General features: G+C 44.6%; 14 protein-coding genes. 8 read left to right on the top strand and 6 right to left on the bottom strand.

What is annotated here, in order from left to right; all coding sequences use genetic code 11:
• Positions 1 to 379: 379 nt before the first annotated feature.
• Positions 380 to 1708 carry an anaerobic C4-dicarboxylate transporter gene (locus AC3CHU_RS19685; protein WP_029225082.1) on the top strand — a complete coding sequence of 443 codons (1329 nt, stop codon included), beginning with the start codon at positions 380 to 382 and terminating at the stop codon, positions 1706 to 1708.
• 131 nt (positions 1709 to 1839) lie between these two features.
• On the opposite strand, the gene AC3CHU_RS19690 is transcribed toward AC3CHU_RS19685, so the two are convergent.
• From AC3CHU_RS19690 to AC3CHU_RS19700, 3 genes are all read right to left on the bottom strand, one after another.
• Positions 1840 to 2163 carry a DUF4144 domain-containing protein gene (locus AC3CHU_RS19690; protein WP_488526258.1) on the bottom strand — a complete coding sequence of 108 codons (324 nt, stop codon included), beginning with the start codon at positions 2161 to 2163 and terminating at the stop codon, positions 1840 to 1842.
• Between the two features lie 93 nt (positions 2164 to 2256).
• Positions 2257 to 3048 carry a CLCA_X family protein gene (locus AC3CHU_RS19695; protein ID WP_488526259.1) on the bottom strand — a complete coding sequence of 264 codons (792 nt, stop codon included), beginning with the start codon at positions 3046 to 3048 and terminating at the stop codon, positions 2257 to 2259.
• 136 nt (positions 3049 to 3184) lie between these two features.
• Positions 3185 to 3886 carry a flavin reductase family protein gene (locus AC3CHU_RS19700; RefSeq protein ID WP_054546217.1) on the bottom strand — a complete coding sequence of 234 codons (702 nt, stop codon included), beginning with the start codon at positions 3884 to 3886 and terminating at the stop codon, positions 3185 to 3187.
• 263 nt (positions 3887 to 4149) lie between these two features.
• Between AC3CHU_RS19700 and AC3CHU_RS19705 the strand changes: the two genes are divergently transcribed.
• The 4 genes from AC3CHU_RS19705 (at position 4150) to AC3CHU_RS19720 (ending at position 8255) form a co-directional block, all read left to right on the top strand.
• On the top strand, positions 4150 to 5481 hold the full coding sequence (locus tag AC3CHU_RS19705) for a ferredoxin reductase family protein (protein WP_488526260.1): 1332 nt from the start codon (positions 4150 to 4152) through the stop codon (positions 5479 to 5481).
• A gap of 193 nt (positions 5482 to 5674) precedes the next feature.
• A complete protein-coding gene (locus AC3CHU_RS19710) occupies positions 5675 to 6082 on the top strand; it encodes a hypothetical protein (protein WP_029223609.1) in 408 nt (135 codons plus the stop codon).
• Positions 6083 to 6163: 81 nt separating this feature from the next.
• Positions 6164 to 6331, top strand: a complete 168-nt coding sequence (locus AC3CHU_RS19715) for a hypothetical protein (RefSeq protein ID WP_488526261.1) — start codon at positions 6164 to 6166, stop codon at positions 6329 to 6331.
• Positions 6332 to 6881: 550 nt separating this feature from the next.
• On the top strand, positions 6882 to 8255 hold the full coding sequence (locus tag AC3CHU_RS19720) for a carbohydrate porin (RefSeq protein ID WP_488526262.1): 1374 nt from the start codon (positions 6882 to 6884) through the stop codon (positions 8253 to 8255).
• Positions 8256 to 8390: 135 nt separating this feature from the next.
• On the opposite strand, the gene AC3CHU_RS19725 is transcribed toward AC3CHU_RS19720, so the two are convergent.
• The gene (locus tag AC3CHU_RS19725) at positions 8391 to 9377 is read right to left on the bottom strand and encodes a LacI family DNA-binding transcriptional regulator (RefSeq protein ID WP_146455468.1); all 987 of its coding nucleotides are present in this window, start codon (positions 9375 to 9377) and stop codon (positions 8391 to 8393) included.
• 234 nt (positions 9378 to 9611) lie between these two features.
• Here AC3CHU_RS19725 and AC3CHU_RS19730 point away from each other — a divergent pair, with 234 nt between their 5' ends.
• From AC3CHU_RS19730 to AC3CHU_RS19740, 3 genes are all read left to right on the top strand, one after another.
• Positions 9612 to 11051 carry a sucrose-specific PTS transporter subunit IIBC gene (locus AC3CHU_RS19730; RefSeq protein ID WP_146455470.1) on the top strand — a complete coding sequence of 480 codons (1440 nt, stop codon included), beginning with the start codon at positions 9612 to 9614 and terminating at the stop codon, positions 11049 to 11051.
• A gap of 195 nt (positions 11052 to 11246) precedes the next feature.
• Positions 11247 to 12206: a fructokinase gene (gene cscK, locus AC3CHU_RS19735; protein ID WP_488526263.1), complete on the top strand. Its 960-nt coding sequence runs from the start codon at positions 11247 to 11249 to the stop codon at positions 12204 to 12206.
• Complete coding sequence (locus AC3CHU_RS19740; protein WP_488526264.1) at positions 12203 to 13648, top strand: sucrose-6-phosphate hydrolase; 1446 nt, start codon at positions 12203 to 12205, stop codon at positions 13646 to 13648. The genes cscK and AC3CHU_RS19740 overlap by 4 nt, the downstream gene beginning before the upstream one ends.
• A 124-nt stretch (positions 13649 to 13772) precedes the next feature.
• Here AC3CHU_RS19740 and AC3CHU_RS19745 read toward each other — a convergent pair whose 3' ends face one another.
• Together AC3CHU_RS19745 and AC3CHU_RS19750 are read right to left on the bottom strand one after the other, a co-directional pair.
• Positions 13773 to 15215, bottom strand: coding sequence for an AGE family epimerase/isomerase (locus AC3CHU_RS19745; RefSeq protein WP_488526265.1), 1443 nt, complete (start codon positions 15213 to 15215; stop codon positions 13773 to 13775).
• A 258-nt stretch (positions 15216 to 15473) separates the two neighbouring features.
• On the bottom strand, positions 15474 to 17237 hold the full coding sequence (locus AC3CHU_RS19750) for a DUF1501 domain-containing protein (RefSeq protein WP_488526266.1): 1764 nt from the start codon (positions 17235 to 17237) through the stop codon (positions 15474 to 15476).
• Positions 17238 to 17240: the final 3 nt, after the last annotated feature.

Raw genomic sequence — 17240 nt, forward strand, 5'->3', positions numbered from 1 at the left:
GGGCGAGTATTTTGACATAGTGTCTAAGGATAGGCGAGTCAGTGTTGAGTGATAATCAGCGGTGTTGGCTATTGATATGCTCCGGATTGACTTAAAGTGCGATTGTTTTGGGTTAGATTAATATCGTTTGGTTATGAGTTTGATGTTTTATAGGCCGTACCGGTCTAACCGATACAATAATGGTTATCGTACATAACAACTTTGGGTCGAGCGTCTGATTTACTATTACAATTCATAAACTTACAGGCTTGGTAGCGTGACCATAATCTTATAAAAAACAATTTGCGTGAGCCTGCAATGATAGTGTGACCAAGCAATAAGTAAATGGCTGAGCTTAGGGACAAAATATAATTAGTCCATATTTTTAGCAAGGTTGCTTATGTTGTATTTTGAGTTTCTATTTTTATTAGTCGTACTTTATATCGGGTCTCGGTATGGTGGTATCGGCTTAGGTGTTGTTTCTGGAATTGGTTTGGTTATCGAGGTGTTTGTCTTCAAGATGCCACCAACGTCCCCACCTGTCACCGTAATGCTGATCATCCTCGCTGTTGTTACCTGTGCTTCGATCCTCGAAGCGGCTGGTGGCTTGAAATACATGCTTCAAGTTGCGGAAAGGGTACTGAGAAAGAACCCGAAACGCGTCACCTTGATAGCACCGTTCGTGACTTACTCGATGACTTTCCTATTGGGTACTGGCCACGCGGTTTATTCCATCATGCCAATCATCGGTGATGTTGCGTTGAAGAATGGTATTCGTCCTGAGCGCCCGATGGCAGCGGCATCAGTGGCGTCTCAGCTAGCGATTACGGCTTCTCCAATCTCGGCTGCAGTGGTGTATTACCTCGCGCAACTTTCCGATGTTCAACACTCCATTACTCTGCTTTCCATTTTGATGGTGACGGTTCCTGCAACGCTGTTCGGCACACTTTTACTTTCTCTATATAGCTTGAAACGCGGTAAAGAACTGAACGACGATCCTGATTATCAAGCACGTCTAAAAGATCCTGAGTGGAAAAAACGCATCGAGAACACGACGGCGACGTCTTTGGATGAAGTGCTTCCAACTTCGGCTCGTAATGCCGTGTTGATTTTCCTACTTTCAATTGTCGTGATTGTTATCGTGGCGATGGTGCCTGAGATCAGAACTATTGTAGACGGCGACAAGCCAATCAAGATGTCGGTAATCATCCAAATGATGATGCTCTGTTTCGGCGGTATCATCTTGCTGGCAACCAAAACTGACCCACGTGATGTACCAAATGGTGTGGTATTCAAATCGGGTATGGTGGCAGCAATTGCTATCTTCGGTATCGCTTGGATGTCGGATACTTACTTCCAATATGCAATGCCTCAGTTCAAGTCTGGCATCGTGGAAATGGTAACGAATTACCCATGGACGTTTGCTCTAGCGCTATTCATCGTATCGGTTGTGGTGAACTCGCAAGCCGCTACTGCACGTATGATGCTACCTGTTGGCCTTGGCTTAGGATTAGATCCAGCACTGCTTATCGGTTTGATGCCAGCAGTGTACGGCTACTTCTTCATCCCGAACTATCCATCAGACATCGCAACGGTTAACTTCGATGTCTCTGGCACCACCAAGATTGGTAAGTGGTACTTCAACCACTCATTCATGTCGGTGGGTTTAATCGGTGTAGTAGGTGCATGTTGTTTAGGCTACGCACTTGCACAGATTTTTATCGCTTAACCTAACTTCTTGTCGCGTAATCTACGAGCGAGATAAAACGAAAAACAGCGCCTATTTGGGCGCTGTTTTTGTTTGTACTGTATTAATTCACTACTGTGCTTCGAAGTTAGGTTTCGAATTAATAAGCGATATTAACGTGGCTCAAAAGCCAAAGACTGAATCGCTTCTTCGATAGTCTGGAAGTGGATCTTCATCAGGCATACTTCTGCTTTCTGGAACTCGTGATTTCGAATCAGTTTCGTCACGGCTTCAACCGAATATTGCAGTGTTCGTTTAGCTAGGGATAGTTGGTTTGAACTCGATTGAAGCGAGTAGCTATCGCCTTCAGAATCAATGAGATAATCATCTTCGCCTAAGATCATGTCTGAGCATTCTGTTTGAAATTCGTGTTCGGATGCGACGTAAATAAGCTCATCGTCACCGTCGAGTTTTACCAAAGATGGCCAACTGATCATTACTGCCTCTAAATCATGGATGTTTAAGTTTGAGTCTCGACTATAAACATTTTCCACTGCTTGGTCATCTCTTCAAGCAAACGACTTAAGACGTTACTTACTTAGAGAACGACCCAACGGCGCGAAATAACCTTGAAGCGCTTCATAAATCTCTTTGCGATGCTTGAGGTCTGGATAGAGAGGGAACATGTCTGGTTTGGTTGTGCCATCGACTAAGTAAGAATTCTCGATATCTGAGCAGGATTCAATCGCAGATTCAAAGGCTCGCGCCATCATTTCTGTTGGCAATGAGAAGTAACGAGCCGACGTTGCCTTGTCTGCAATAACGCTGCGAGCCACGTAGTCGTGTTTATCTAGGTTGTTGTCATTGAGTAGTGTGGCATCGAACAGCGACATCAAACTCTCGTTTAATGGGTGAGGCCTTACCTTTCTATCGTGCAGCCAACAATCACTGGCGAACAAAATGTGTTTTCGAGGGCCGGACATATCACCAATCTCAAACGCCTTTTCGGCAATGTAATGGTCAAACGCGTGCCAAAACTCGTGGGCTAATGCACCGGCGCCAGCGTTCTTGGCGAGGGCTAGCTCTCGTTGGTTCGGTGCGTAGTGTGCTTGCACACCTTTCCTACCACCACTGCCAAAGGCTAAGCCTAACGTGCCGCGCAGGCCAATCGCTTCTGGAGGTAGAGCCAAGATGTAAGCCAAGTCTGCCAGCGAGTCGAATATCAGGTTCGCAGCGAGCTCTTTCTCTTCTTTAGAAACCCAAGCTCCCACGCGAATGCTCCCCATACCGAAGGTCTGTTTGATGTCCATGAAAGACACCTGATCGCCATGTCGGTAGTCTGGGCCTTTGCGTGTTTTGTATTTAAAGTGAGTTAACTTCAAAGGGGGACCTTGGGAACAGAATTAAGATTGAGTGAGATGCTCTTGAAGGATGCATACCGTTTAGCTGCGTCCTTATGAATCCTTTTTTGAGCTGCCTCTCTTGGAGTCAAAGAAAGTTAGCACTTTTGACGGACAATTACCGAACAAAATGAGTTAGATTGAGCTCAAAAGCTTCCCATGAAGTTGGGTTACCTTCACGAGTCAGCGGAAACAGAGGCTTGTCTGGCTTGGCGTAACTCAATCGGTGAAGCCTTTGCGTGACATGGTAGCTATCGAGCCCTGAAATCGTGACTAAATCTAGCGCTTCTAAATCAAGGTAACCATCCGGCATCATGGCGCGTTTTGGCGCGTGAATCGTAATAACTTCACCAATCAACATTTGAGTTTGATTACTTTCTATTGTGATTTGTTCTTTGAAGGCCAAACCTATTTTTAAAGGGCTTTCTAAGACAAACGGAGCAGGGAACACATTGTCGTAATAAGGTGTGAGACCGACCGCGTTGAATTCTGAGATTGGTTTAGGGTAGCGAGCCGATGTTTGATGCGCCTTTCTAACAAAATCGGCACCAATACTATTAATCGTGAAGTGCTTAGTTTCTAGAATATTCTCTAGCGTGTGGCGTCGACTTTCGCAGGGGCGAACGATAAACCCAAACAGTGGTGGGTTCGATCCTAAATGAACTACCGAGCTAATAACAGCAAGGTTATCGAACCCCTGTTTGTCACAGGTACCAATAAGGTTGGCGCTTTTGAACCCTGACAGAGAGTTAATCAATCGAGTACGATGCCTCTGATCCATTGTTTGCAGATCATGTTTCGAAAGGCTGATGTCCTTCATATCTTCTCTTCTTCTCATTTTTGTTTATCACAAACTTGCTTACTAACGGATCAATATGTACGCAGTATCACTTTCTATCGATCAACGGGTTTGCCCTGAATAGCTATGTGGCACTGGTTTCGTCGGTATTTTTGCGAAACAGGTGCTTCTTTAAAATGTGATTTTTTATGTGGTGCAAACTATTTGCATAGATTTACGCACTTTGACGTCCCTTTACATTCAAGAAACTAAAGTAAAGTTATAGTCTTTGAGAGCGCGAAAACATGAAAACAGTCCGCAATATCATCTGGGCAATGATTGCCACAATGTCAGCCTTTTGGTTTGCGATGGAACCGCAACTCTTCGCTTCAAACAATGTATTTGAATGGCGCTCCGCCATGATTCAGTACTCGGGTATTTTGTCTCTGATGTTAATGTCCATCACCATGATCTTGGCGATGCGTTTGCCTATGGTTGAGAATTGGCTCAACGGCATGGATAAAGCGTATCGCGTCCACAAATGGTTGGGTATCGGTGGTGTAGCTCTGGGTGTGACACACTGGTTGTGGTACCAGATCCCTAAGTGGCTAGTGACGTCTGGAGTGTTGGCTAAACCTGTTCGTCATGACGGTTCTGGCCCTGTAAGAACTTTGTCTGGTTGGGAAGCGTGGGTCAATGGACTACACGGTTTTGCTGAAAATATTGGAGAGTGGGGTTTCTATCTATTGCTTGTTTTACTGGTGGCATCGTTGTGGGCAGCAGTAAAATACAAGCCGTTCAAATTGTCACATCGCTTGATGTCTGTCGCGTATCTGTTGATCGCGTTTCACTCGGTATTACTGCTCAAACATGCTTATTGGGGCCAGCCTATTTATTACCTAACGGTGGCCTTCGCTTTGGTTGGATCTATCGCGGCGATTTACAGTTTGTTGGGTTTTGTCGGGCGTCGTAATCGGCATTCTACTTCTGTTGTGTCCACTCGCTACTTTCCAAAAGCAGAAGTGATGGAGTTAGTGTTAAAGCCAAGTACATCATGGCGAGGTCATAAAGCAGGGCAGTTTGCGTACTTGCGTTTTGGTAACGAAGACCCGCATCCGTTTACCATTGTGTCAGGTAGCGAAGATTCAGAACTGCGCTTCTTGATTAAAGAGTTGGGTGACTTTACTACTGGTCTTTATGAACGAGTAAATGCGGGCGATGCGGTCACGGTGGAAGGGCCTTATGGTCGACTTGAGTTTGACTTAAGTAAGCCACAAATTTGGATTGCAGGTGGTGTCGGGATAGCGTCGTTTTTTGCAACACTTGAAGCGCTCAAAGCAGAGAAGACTCACTCTCGCATCGAGCTATTCTATTGTACTCGTGGTGTCGATGAGCACTTGGTGGATGAGTTATGGCACCTTGCGCATCAAGTTGGAGTGAAGTTGAATGTGATAGATACCTTACATTCACCTCGATTAAACGCTGAACGTATCGCTCACCAGTGTGGTGATTTAAACGATTATGAACTGTATTTCTGCGGGCCAGAGCTGTTCTCAACATCGCTTAAAAAAGAACTCGATGCGTACAAGTTCAATGTTGACCATTATTATCACGAAGAGCTGTTTGTGATGCGTTAAAAAGACCGAGTGAGGTATCAATAGCGCCAAGTTTGGCTCTTTGTTGCGGGGCAGGGGCGACTGTCCGATTTGTTGTAATTGATACCTGACGACAAGTACTCGTGAAAAAGGCAAAACTTGCTCAACTTTTTATTGCAGCGGTTTGCTATTGAGCGATACCATGTACGGCTGTTTTATTGGTAAAGATTGCAAAATGTCAGATGAAAAGCTCGCGCTAGAGTGGATGCGTCAACAAGCGCATAAAATTGATCCATATGTTATAAATCCATCATTTGATGAGTGTGTCGAACTGCTTGAACCTGCTTTTAAAAAAGGGAAAAGTGTCGCGCAGCTAAAATATCTATTATCAGAAGCCGATCGCCGAGCGGGGGCTGCCGAGCGTAAACATGCTGCTTTAAAGTTCGCCAAAGAAAAAAGCCCAAAGGCAGGTCAAAACCTTCGCCTTCAAAGCAAGCTTCAGCAAGTGCAGTTAGCGTTAAAATTAGCAACAGGCGACAACAACATGACCATATCGCAGTTTTGTTCTGAGTATGATGTCAGCAAGCGAGACGGCAACGTAGCGTGGAATGAAAAGCTGGTTGAGCAGAATAAAAAAAAGTAACGCATTCAATACTTCATCGACCAGCTATATAAACAGTGATGCTCCGCCTTACATTCAGTTTCATGGAACACTTGTAAGCGAGTGCCTTTAGCGCAAAGCCAGATCCTCAAAGATGTTTTGGATAAATACGGCATTGAGAATCAGCTATTTATCGAGGAAGGTGTTGGCCATAGTGATCCAATTTTTGCTACTGATAAGTATGTACCGCATGTGATTGCGTTCTTAGAGCGACATTATCCAATTAAATAACCTCTAACACTCTGGCGTTATCACGCGCTAGAAAGCACTCATTGAGCCATTTAAAGCTAAGTTGAGCACTCCCGTTCAACTTAGCTTTTTTATTGGTCGTTTTTATGACCATGTGAGTTCATTCTCATCTTCGCTTTTACCATTCCGTCGTCATTTATGAGATCGAACAAAACCGCCCTCACTTTCGATAATGGAGTTGTTCATCAGTTAAAGTGGGTTGCTATTGTGTGTGGTGTCACGTTTTGCGCGCCATTCACTCAAGCTTATCGACTACCTTGCTAAAGCTGTCAATGTGCGCGATACACTATTTTTCGCCCATTAATCAATTTCACTTGTGACAAAGTTATCAGAATTATGCATTTTCGGTAACGTTCCCGAAATGGTCGATCTATCATCCACCCAGATACAAAAGTGAAGTAATCAACACGACTAACTTCTATTTCTCTTTGATATAACGCTTATACATCAAAATTATAAGCAAAACTGTACTTACGAATTTATTTGGGAACGTTTGCAGATAATCCTAAATAATTAACGTGAGAAAATAAGAATGAAACTACACACTTTAACGGTTGCTGTAATGATGGGGCTAATGACAACGTCAGTATTAGCAAGTGAAGATGTTGCAGCATTAGAACAGCGCATTAATGAATTAGAACAAAGAGTTGCACAAACAGAGCAGGTCTCTACTGAGGCAAATGAAAAGGCTTCTTCGTTTGAGTTTCACGGCTACGCACGCTCTGGATTGTTGATCAATGACGACCTAAACGGCGCGACAGGTACTGGTCCTTACATGACAGCGGCGGGTGCGATTGGTGCACCAGTTGGACGACTTGGTGTGGAAGATGATCATTATGTTGAAGCGAACTTGATTCATAAGCGCTTTGCGGATGATGGCTCTAGTGCCTTGTTTCGTATCATGTTAGCCGATAGTACTGAGACAAATAACGAATGGACAGCCAGTGAAAGCCAGTTGAATGTACGACAAGTGTATTCAGAACTGAATCGCCTGAGCATGTTCTCTGAATCCGAAGCATTTTCTGAAGCAACGTTTTGGGCGGGTAAACGATTCGATCGCGACAACTTTGATATTCACTTTTTCGATTCGGATATTGTCTTCTTATCAGGTACTGGTGCGGGCGTTTACGATGTTCAGATGAGCGACAACTGGAAAGCGAATTTCTCTATTTATGGCCGAGATTTTGGTGAGATTGATAGCTCATCAACAGATGTAGAAAACTATATTGCAACCATGAATAACCGTATTGGCCAATGGCAAGTGATGTTGAGTGGCATGACCTCAGCAGACAACGATAGCCGCTTAAATGGCGCAGCTGAAAGCGGTGTACACGCAATGTTTGCGTACCATGGAGATAACTTCTTTGGTTTGAGCGAAGGCTTCTCTAAGACCGGTATGTTAATTGGTAACGGTTTAGGTGCGGAGCTAAAAGGTATCGGCTCAAATGGTGATTTACTTGATGATGCAAAAGCCGTTCGCCTGTTTAGCTACGGTGTTACTCGCATTGGCGACAACTGGCGCTTAGCACCTGCATTAATGGCTGAGCATAGCCAAGACCGCCTGAAGAAGAATGACGAGTTCACATGGGCTTCTTTAAACGTTCGATTAGCTCAAGAGTTCACAGAGAACTTTGAGATGGTTTATGAAGGTTCATTGCAGTACATGGATTTAGACAACTCGACAGAGCAAGCGAGCGGCGGTTTCTACAAAGCGACAGTGGCACCAACGTTAAAGCTTTCAACCAGTACCGGCTTTTTTGACCGACCAGAATTGCGTTTCGCTGTGAGCTATGTGGATTGGAGTGAAGACCTGAATGGTTACTCTATCAGCACTGAAGCAGATGCTGCAACGATGGGAGAGGGTGGCGAGGTTCTGTTTGCGCTGCAGATGGAAACTTGGTTCTAATTGCCTGATATATCGTTTAGATAGAGAGTGTTAATTATGATGTGATACTCGCATCATCAAATGCCAACCTTATCGTTTCAACTCGAAGGTTGGCATTTTTTTATCTTAGGATAACTTGATCTCTGAAATAAATCGCTAGCAAGACTCTCGGTCAATAGTCTTGAAGGTCAACACCATCTTGCTCATTTCAAAGCCTTTTTTCTCAATACGGTCAAGCAGCAGCTTGGCTCCATTTTCTCCAGCCTTATCAAACGCATAGTTAAACGTAGACAGCGTTGGTGTGCATACTGAAGCGAGCTCATCATCACCCACACCAAGCACCAAGACATCCTTTCCTGGAACGAGGCCTGCTTCCTGAATGGCTCTGATCGCACCGATTGCTATACGGTCAGTTGCGCAGAACAGGCCATCGAGCTTGGTGTGCTCTTTTAGAGACTGTTTAGCCAGTTGGTAACCTGACTCTATGGTGAAGTCGCCACGGGCGTGAAATTGCAGTGTGAGGTCGTTAAATTGAAGCGATTGAGCGAAGCCTTCGGATCTCATCTTATCAACCGCAATATCATCGCCTTGCACGCCGATGAACCCCATATGCTTACAACCTTTCGCTATGAGGCGGTTGCCCGCTTCAAATCCTACGCGAGTGTCGTCGTGCACAATACTTGGGATGTTAAACATTGAACCGTCTTGACCAACTAATACCACCGGCACAGCTGAGCTTTGAATGGCTTTAACTAATTTGTTGTCGAGGTGGGTCGCGTACAAGATGATACCTTCAACGCGTTTTTGGTTAAATATCTGAATATATTCAAGTTCTTTGTGGTGTGTTTGGTGCGTGCTCGCTAATAAAACATGCTTGCCCGCTTGTTCCAATATTGCGGTTAAACCATCGACACCTTGAGAGGTGGCGTGGGAAGAAACCCTAGGAACAATCACGCCAACCAGGTTAGTTTTCTGAGATTTTAAGTCTTTAGCGACTTGGTTTGGGAGATAGCCACACTCTTCAACCGCTTTACGCACCTTCACCTTGGTCGCGTCTTTTACGCCATACTCATCGTTGATTACTCTTGAGACCGTCGACTTGGAAACTCCAGCGAGACGAGCGACATCATGAAGACTAGCCATTATTCATTATCCAATTGTAATTTTAGTTTTGGGATTGTTTGCAAACAGAGCATCAAATTTACCTGTTATTAGGAGATTTTAACTCTGTCTTCTTATCCTAGGGAGATAATTTGAAGATCATTCTCACAGTATTTAGCAATTATCTTTGATCATTTGTTATTTCTAGGCAAAAATTTGTTTTGCAAACGTTCCCGAAAATTCAAAGGCTCAAATGATAATCCAATGGGGTATGTAATGAATTATCCAAAAGTAGCAAAAGAGCTGCTCACTCTATTAGGTGGTAAAAGTAATATCACTGCACTCGCACACTGTGCGACTCGTTTGCGCCTTGCTGTCGCAGACCAAGACAAGATTGATGAAAAGGCGATAGACGACCTCGATGGAGTTAAAGGCCAATTTAAGGTTGCGGGCCAATATCAAATTATCTTCGGCTCCGGGATTGTAAATCAAGTTTATGCTGAATTATCTAAGTTGACAGAGATGACGGAGATGTCTACCAAAGAGGTGGCGTCTGCTGGAGCTGATAACCAAAATATCATTCAACAAGCCGTGAAAGGCTTGTCTGATATTTTTGTGCCAATTATTCCGGCTATTGTTGCTGGTGGTCTGTTGATGGGTATCTACAATCTATTAACTGCTCAAGGCTTGTTTATTGACGGCAAATCTTTAATCGACGTCAATCCGGCTTTAACCGACTTAGCCAATATGATCAACACATTTGCTAATGCTCCTTTTGTCTACCTACCTATTTTATTAGCATTTTCAGCGAGTAAGAAGTTTGGTGGCAATCCATATTTAGGTGCAGCCTTAGGTATGTTGATGGTTCACCCAGATCTTCTAAACGGTTGGGGCTTCGGTGGCGCATCAGTGTCGGGCAACATTCCTGTTTGGAATATTCTAGGTTTTGAGATTGAGAAGGTTGGTTATCAAGGCTCCGTACTTCCGGTTTTAGTATCTGCGTTTATTCTAGCGAAAGTAGAACTCGGTTTACGTAAAGTTATTCCTTCTGTTTTAGATAACCTGTTAACACCTATGTTGGCCATTTTTGTGACGGGGTTGCTAACATTCACGGTTGTAGGGCCATTTACACGTGATATCGGCTTCCTACTTGGCGATGGACTGAATTGGTTGTACAACAGTGCTGGCTTTGTCGGTGGTGCGGCGCTTGGTTTGATTTATGCACCTTTTGTTATCACAGGTATGCACCATAGCTTTATCGCTATCGAAACTCAGTTGCTTGCAGATATCGCAACCACTGGTGGTACATTCATCTTCCCTATCGCGGCGATGTCTAACGTCTCACAAGGTGCAGCAGCACTGGCAGTTGGTTTCATGACTCGTGATACAAAAATGAAGAGTATTGCGATTCCTTCCGGTGTAACAGGCCTGCTTGGTATTACTGAGCCTGCAATGTTTGGTGTGAACTTAAAACTTCGTTACCCATTTATTGCTGCAGTTTGTGGCGCAGCGGTTTCAAGTGCGTTTATCACTATGTTCAATGTGAAAGCACAAGCACTGGGTGCGGCGGGTATTCCGGGCATCATCTCAATATCACCAGAAAAAATTGGCTACTACGTGGTAGGTATGATTATCGCGTTCGTGACTGCCTTTGCTCTGACCGTTGTTTTAGGTCTGCGTGAGCGCAGCAAGCAAAATATTAAAGCAACAGCTTAACGTTTATCCCTAGAAGTGAAGCCCCCCTTTTCACTTCATTTCCTAAGCTTTGGGGTGCTAGCTAGGTGATTTGGCTTAGCTAGCCTTTTTATATTTTTACATGACAGCGTGAAGTGTCACCTTGCTTTCGGTTGCCACTGCTTTCGATGGCCATCGCTTTCGGTTGTCATGATTTTCAGTTTTAAGGTAAGAAAGATGAATCAAGTTTGGGTAACTGGAGACGCCGTCGTCGACCTCATTCCGGAGACTGACGCGACATTATTGAAATGTCCGGGTGGTGCTCCTGCCAATGTCGCGGTAGCGATTTCTCGCCTTATGGGCAAAAGCGCATTTTTCGGCCGAGTGGGTAACGACCCGTTTGGCACTTTTATGGAAGTGACTCTGCAAAAGGAAGGTGTGAATACCGACCGTTTGGTGAAGGACCCTGAACAACGTACATCCACTGTGGTGGTCGATCTTGATGACCAAGGCGAGCGCAGTTTTACGTTTATGGTTAAACCAAGTGCCGACCAGTTTATGTCTGTTGAAGACATTCCCGTATTTAAGACAAACGAGTGGTTACACGTCTGCTCAATCTCTTTGGCTAATGAACCAAGCCGTAGCAGCACTTTTGAAGCAATCCGACGCATGAAAGCCGCGGGCGGTTACATCAGCTTCGATCCAAACCTTCGCGATGAAGTGTGGCAAAACCCATCTGAAATAAAATCTGTTGTCATGAAAGCCGTTGAGCTGGCTGATGTGGTTAAATTTTCAGAAGAAGAACTGGATTTCCTAACCGATTCGACTTCGATGGACCAAGGTTTGGCTCATATTGCTGATCTCAAAAACACGCTTGTTCTGGTTACGCAGGGCGCGAAAGGCGTCTGGCGAGTATTTGAAAACCAAGGTGTGTTGATTTCAGGTCGCTCAGTGACGCCAGTGGATACCACGGGTGCAGGCGATGCTTTTGTTGGCGGTTTGCTTGCAAAGCTTTCTCAACATGAAGAGTGGAATAATCAACAAGTCGTCGATTCTGCAATCCTATGGGCGAATGGTTGTGGTGCATTGGCAACCACGCAAAAAGGCGCGATGACCGCACTTCCAACGCAAGAGGCTCTCACTCAGTTTATTCAAAAAGACTCTTCAAATACGAATTCCGTTGAGGAGAGTGTATGAGTTTGAACTCGAACTGGACAGTAGAGCAAAGATATCGTCGTATAGAAGATATTTCACAAGACAGCATTGATGCGATGGTCAATCTTCGCAATCAAGACGCTGGCTATCCGAGCTACCATATTGCGCCTAAGTTTGGTCTGCTTAATGACCCGAATGGTCTGTGTTTCTTTAATGGTGAGCACCACTTATTTTACCAATGGACACCAGTTGGCCCAGTCCATGGTATGAAGTACTGGTACCACCTTTCTACCAAAGACTTCGTTCATTTCGAAGACCACGGCATTGGCTTGCACCCTGACCAAGATTACGACTCTCACGGTGTTTACTCTGGTGGTGCATTGGTTGAAAACGATAATGCATTGTTGTTCTTTACGGGTAACAAGCGCGATGAAAATTGGTTGCGAGTGCCAACTCAATGTTTTGCCAAGATGTCTGCTGACGGCAAAATAGAAAAGCACGGCGTGGTTATCGTTAATGATCACTACACCGAACATTTCCGCGACCCAAAAGTGTGGAAGCAGGGTGACGATTACCTGATGGTTGTGGGGGCTCAAACGCCTCAAGAGACCGGTTCAATGGCGCTATATCGCAGCCGAGACCTGATGAATTGGCAGCACAAAGGTCCAATTCAAACTCGTTACAACGACCTTGGCTATATGTGGGAATGCCCAGATTTCTTTGAAATAGACAACCAGTCGGTGATGTTGTTTTCTCCACAAGGTGTGTCTAGCGAAAACCCATACGATTTTAAAAATATCTACTCGGTGGCTTATATTGTCGGTGACCGCCTAAATCTAGATTCGGTAGAACTGGAAAACCACCAAGATATTGCACAGCCAGATTATGGCTTCGATTTCTATGCACCACAGACTTACTTAGATGATAAAGGCCGCCGCATTCTGATAGCTTGGATTGGTCTGCCTGAGATTGATACACCATCTAATGAGCATCAGTGGGCGGGTATGTTGTCGTTGCCACGTGAGCTTCAAACCCAAGATGGCTATCTGGTGCAATCGGCTTTACCTGAATTAAAAGCGTTGCAAGGCGAAGCTGTTGCGGTTGAGAGCGTTCTTGAACTGGATACAACCAGCTTCATGGTTCAGCTTGAAACGGAAACGGACGAGTTTGAGTTAACGCTTGTTAATGCTGCGGGTGATAACATCGTGTTCAGTGCTACAGAAACGGAGTTCATGCTTGATCGCAGTAAGATGTCTCAACTTTACGCGGAAGAGTTTGGCTCTGTGAGAAAAGCACCGAGGTTGAGCACTAAGCAAATGATCGAAGTTTATGTCGATAAATCGGTGATCGAAATCTTCATCAATGGCGGTAAACATACAATGACCAGTCGTTTCTTCATTGATGATTTGAGTATGCTGTATATCAAAGGTGACGTGAAAACCGTTTATCACTCGATGAGCCCAATTAAAGGGCTAGATGATTAAGCCATCTTTGTTTCACCAAAAAGCCGCTGCCCAACAGCGGCTTTTGTTTGAGTCTGTTGCATCGTGTTGTGCAGGCTTTCTGAGCTTATCTGTTGCTCCAAGCAATTCAGAACCAATACCAGCGCTAAGGTCGAATGTTATTGAAGCTGACCTTCTGAGTTCCATCTCCAAGTTTCTCCAACTTAACCACGTCCCCTTGATAGTAATACGGTTCCATTGGCATATTGCTGTTGGTCGGTCTTGCGTAGTGCAATACAGCCAGTTTAGCGTCAACTTGCTGAGCATATAAATAGCCAATCAGCGCATGTTCAAATTGGTGATAGCCATTGCCCCAATGGAAAGCTTTAGTACGCTTAGGATCAAGCCCAACGCCACCGTATTTGTGGTCGACCCATACATCATGAAAGGTCGGTAGGGTGTATTGCAGGACGTCTTTCATTGAACCATCGACCAGCGAAACCGTCATGGCCGCTTGATCAAGCTCAGCCCACTCCCATGATGACGCCCACTGGCTGTGCGGTCTGCTTTGCCAGCCCGTGATATCTTGCCCTTGCCACATTTTCTGAAGTCGCTCACCAAAGTAGTTAGATACATCGGCAAAGTCTTTCTGATATTGCGCCTGATCCAGAGTGTGTTTCATGCCGTCTAAACCAAACTCCGACCAATCGGAATTATTTAATGCATGACCGGTTAGATAGGTCATCCAATACGCTTTGATGGTGTGTCCAAAATCGTTGTGATTGGCATTGGGCATCATGGCTGCTTTATCGTGAATAGCCCCGTAGAAGCGTTGTTCATCTTCAGAGTGATAGTGGTCGATCATAGCTTGTGTTAGCCAATTTAGGTCATCAAGCCATTTTGATTTGGTGGGCTCTTTCAGCAAAGGGGCGACTAACAGCATGTAACCGTTAATTTGATCAAGTTGCGCGACCAATTCACGTCGTGTCGCTTTTCCATCTTCACCGTCAGTAAGTACCCAAGCAAGACCGCTGTTGTCGCTAAGTCGATACTTATCAAAGATAAAAGCTTGTTGGGTGATGAGTGCTTCTTCTACCTTTTTGTCTTGGGTTAGGTAGTAATACATCGCGAGTCCAACCAACGCATACGCTTGATCTTGAGAGGTACGTTGCTGCCAATCCTGGCCCACTTTCCCCTCTTTTGTGTAGCCAATGAAGCCGCCATTTTTCTTATCTTCTAGTTGATCAATGAGGTAGTAGGCGCCTTGCTTGGCAAGCACTAAAGCCTGCTTGTCTCCGGTAAGATGGTAGAGCACGCCATAGGCATAAGTTTGACGTGATTTCATGCGCGTAAACTCTTTGCCGAAGTGAGGTGTGATCCAGCCTCGGTCTAACTCGGGGCAAACATTGGTCACATCAAGTAGTGTCCCATCATCACAGCGGAATGTTGGGAAGTTGCCTATCGGTTCTCCTTGTGCGCTAGGCATTAGCCAATAAGATGCAAGCCCTTCTGAAGCATGATTGAACCAGTCTTCTCCAGACGGAAGGGTCACATTGGCAGATACAATTAAGCTCGTGACACTGATTAATGCTATAGAGGCTCTTAACATGATGTTTATCTTAATGATTTGAATTAAGTCGAATATAAACAATCAGGTCTGCACATTGTGGCTAGATGATCACATTCGATAAAACTGGTTTTTATGAGCTGCATCGTTAGCGAAACTTATCGATGTTGGCGGAGTGTATTTTTGCCCCACAGATAAAACTAAGGCACCCGGTCTCACTGAGATAAGATGCCCTAACGATGCAGCTCATAAAAGCCAAGTTTTTAAAGGCAAAGTTATCAGGGAGATATCATCACTTGATTATTTTCCCCAGACTTCAATGTGACGGAAGTTGTTCCAGAGGCGCAAACTTTGGTTGTCGTCCGTATTACCGCGGCACACAAAGCGTACGAATTTTGCATCGATAGCGCCAATCGGATATTCGACAAGGTTTTCACTATTTCCTTCGGTGGTGATACTGATTACGTGATCGAATTGAGAACCATTATGACTAACTTGTAAATCCATCTTATAACGTCGTTGATGGCCTTTGGTTTGAGCGAAGCGCACTGAGGTAACAGTGGAGGATTGGTCGAGCTCTACCGTGTAGGTAATATGCTCGCCTGATGCTGACCACTTGGTAGCCATATTGTTATCAATACCATGCTCTGTTCTATCGATACCATTTGGGTTCTCTGCACTGGCACTTGCCCCCATAATGTTTAGCTTTTGGTCTCTACCGGTATCACAGCTTCGGAAAATAGGCAGTAAAGACTGATTGAAATCTTCTAGTCGTGGATAGATTTGGGTGGTCAGGTCTTCCTTTCTTACTCCCAACCAATTGAGCAAGGACGCGTGAAAAAGATCGACGCTCAGTGTTGGAATCACCCTGCCTCGTGTCATCAAGTCATTGCTGCCTTCCGCTAAATCAGGCCAGTTGCCTAACATTCTTCCGCCCAGAACATCTCCACCGATTACCATTTGACAGTTCCCCCAACCATGGTCGGTGCCTGAACCGTTTGGTTCTAGTGTTCGCCCAAATTCAGACATGGTAAACGTGGTCACAGCATCAGATAATCCATATTCCTCTAATCGTTGGTAGAAAATAGAAAGTTGGGATGATAAAGATCTAAGCAGAGCCCCCTGATCACCTTCCTGATTATTGTGGGTATCAAACCCTCCTAAAGTGACGGAAAAAAACTGCGTTGGGTGTTTGAAGTGCTCTCTCGCCTGAAGAAGGAGAAAAACCACAAGTAATTGTTTTCCAATGCTAGTTTTGAGATCAAAGCCGTAATCTTGCTCATCATCAAAAATAGTTTCAAATTCAGCGTATTTGTCTTGAGCCTCGTAACACATTTCTGCGTAATACTCTTTAAACAAAGAGCCCTGTGTGTGGCTTGATTCACGAAATGCGTCATACAATTCGTCTCCAAACTCCTGAAGGGTCATATCGTTAGGTAAGGAAGTACCAATGCGGTTGGCTGATTTAGCTATACTATTTGTCCACACTGTGTGAGATCCTGTCTCAAACAAAGGCGTTAACTCCTCGAGGCTAAAGGCATTTTCTAGTAGTGCAGATGATAAGCTTCCCCAACCTTCTTTACTTATATAATTGTCGGTTTTGGATTGAGTAATCGTACTCTGATGATTGTGGGAAAAGAGATGAATTGGTTTTAGCTCGTCAATGTCAGTGTCGTTGATGCGTTCTTTTAATAATGGGCCAACGTTCAGTACTGGCAATGCTTTTCCTTCATCAAACAACCACTTAAGCTCTTCCAGTTCTGGAGACATTGCTAGCTGTAATCCCCCGTCGTTTAAATTAAGGTCAACAAGCTCATGTTCATCCCACGCTAAAGTTCCTCTCAATGTTCTGTAATCTTGATATTGTTTGTTCTCTAAAGGAGCGAAACAGTTGAAACCATCGTTACCTCCTCCAAGGTTGATACCGACGAGGGCTTTGTAAGGTAGATTGGAATCGCACTGAGTTAATTGAAAAGCACTTGCTAAAGGGGAGGTAAGGTTAAACGCGGTAACGCCACTGGTCGTTAAGGCGCCTTTTATAAATGATCGTCTTGAAACTTGCATATT

It is taken from the genome of Vibrio sp. QJM3NY_39, from assembly GCF_057785895.1.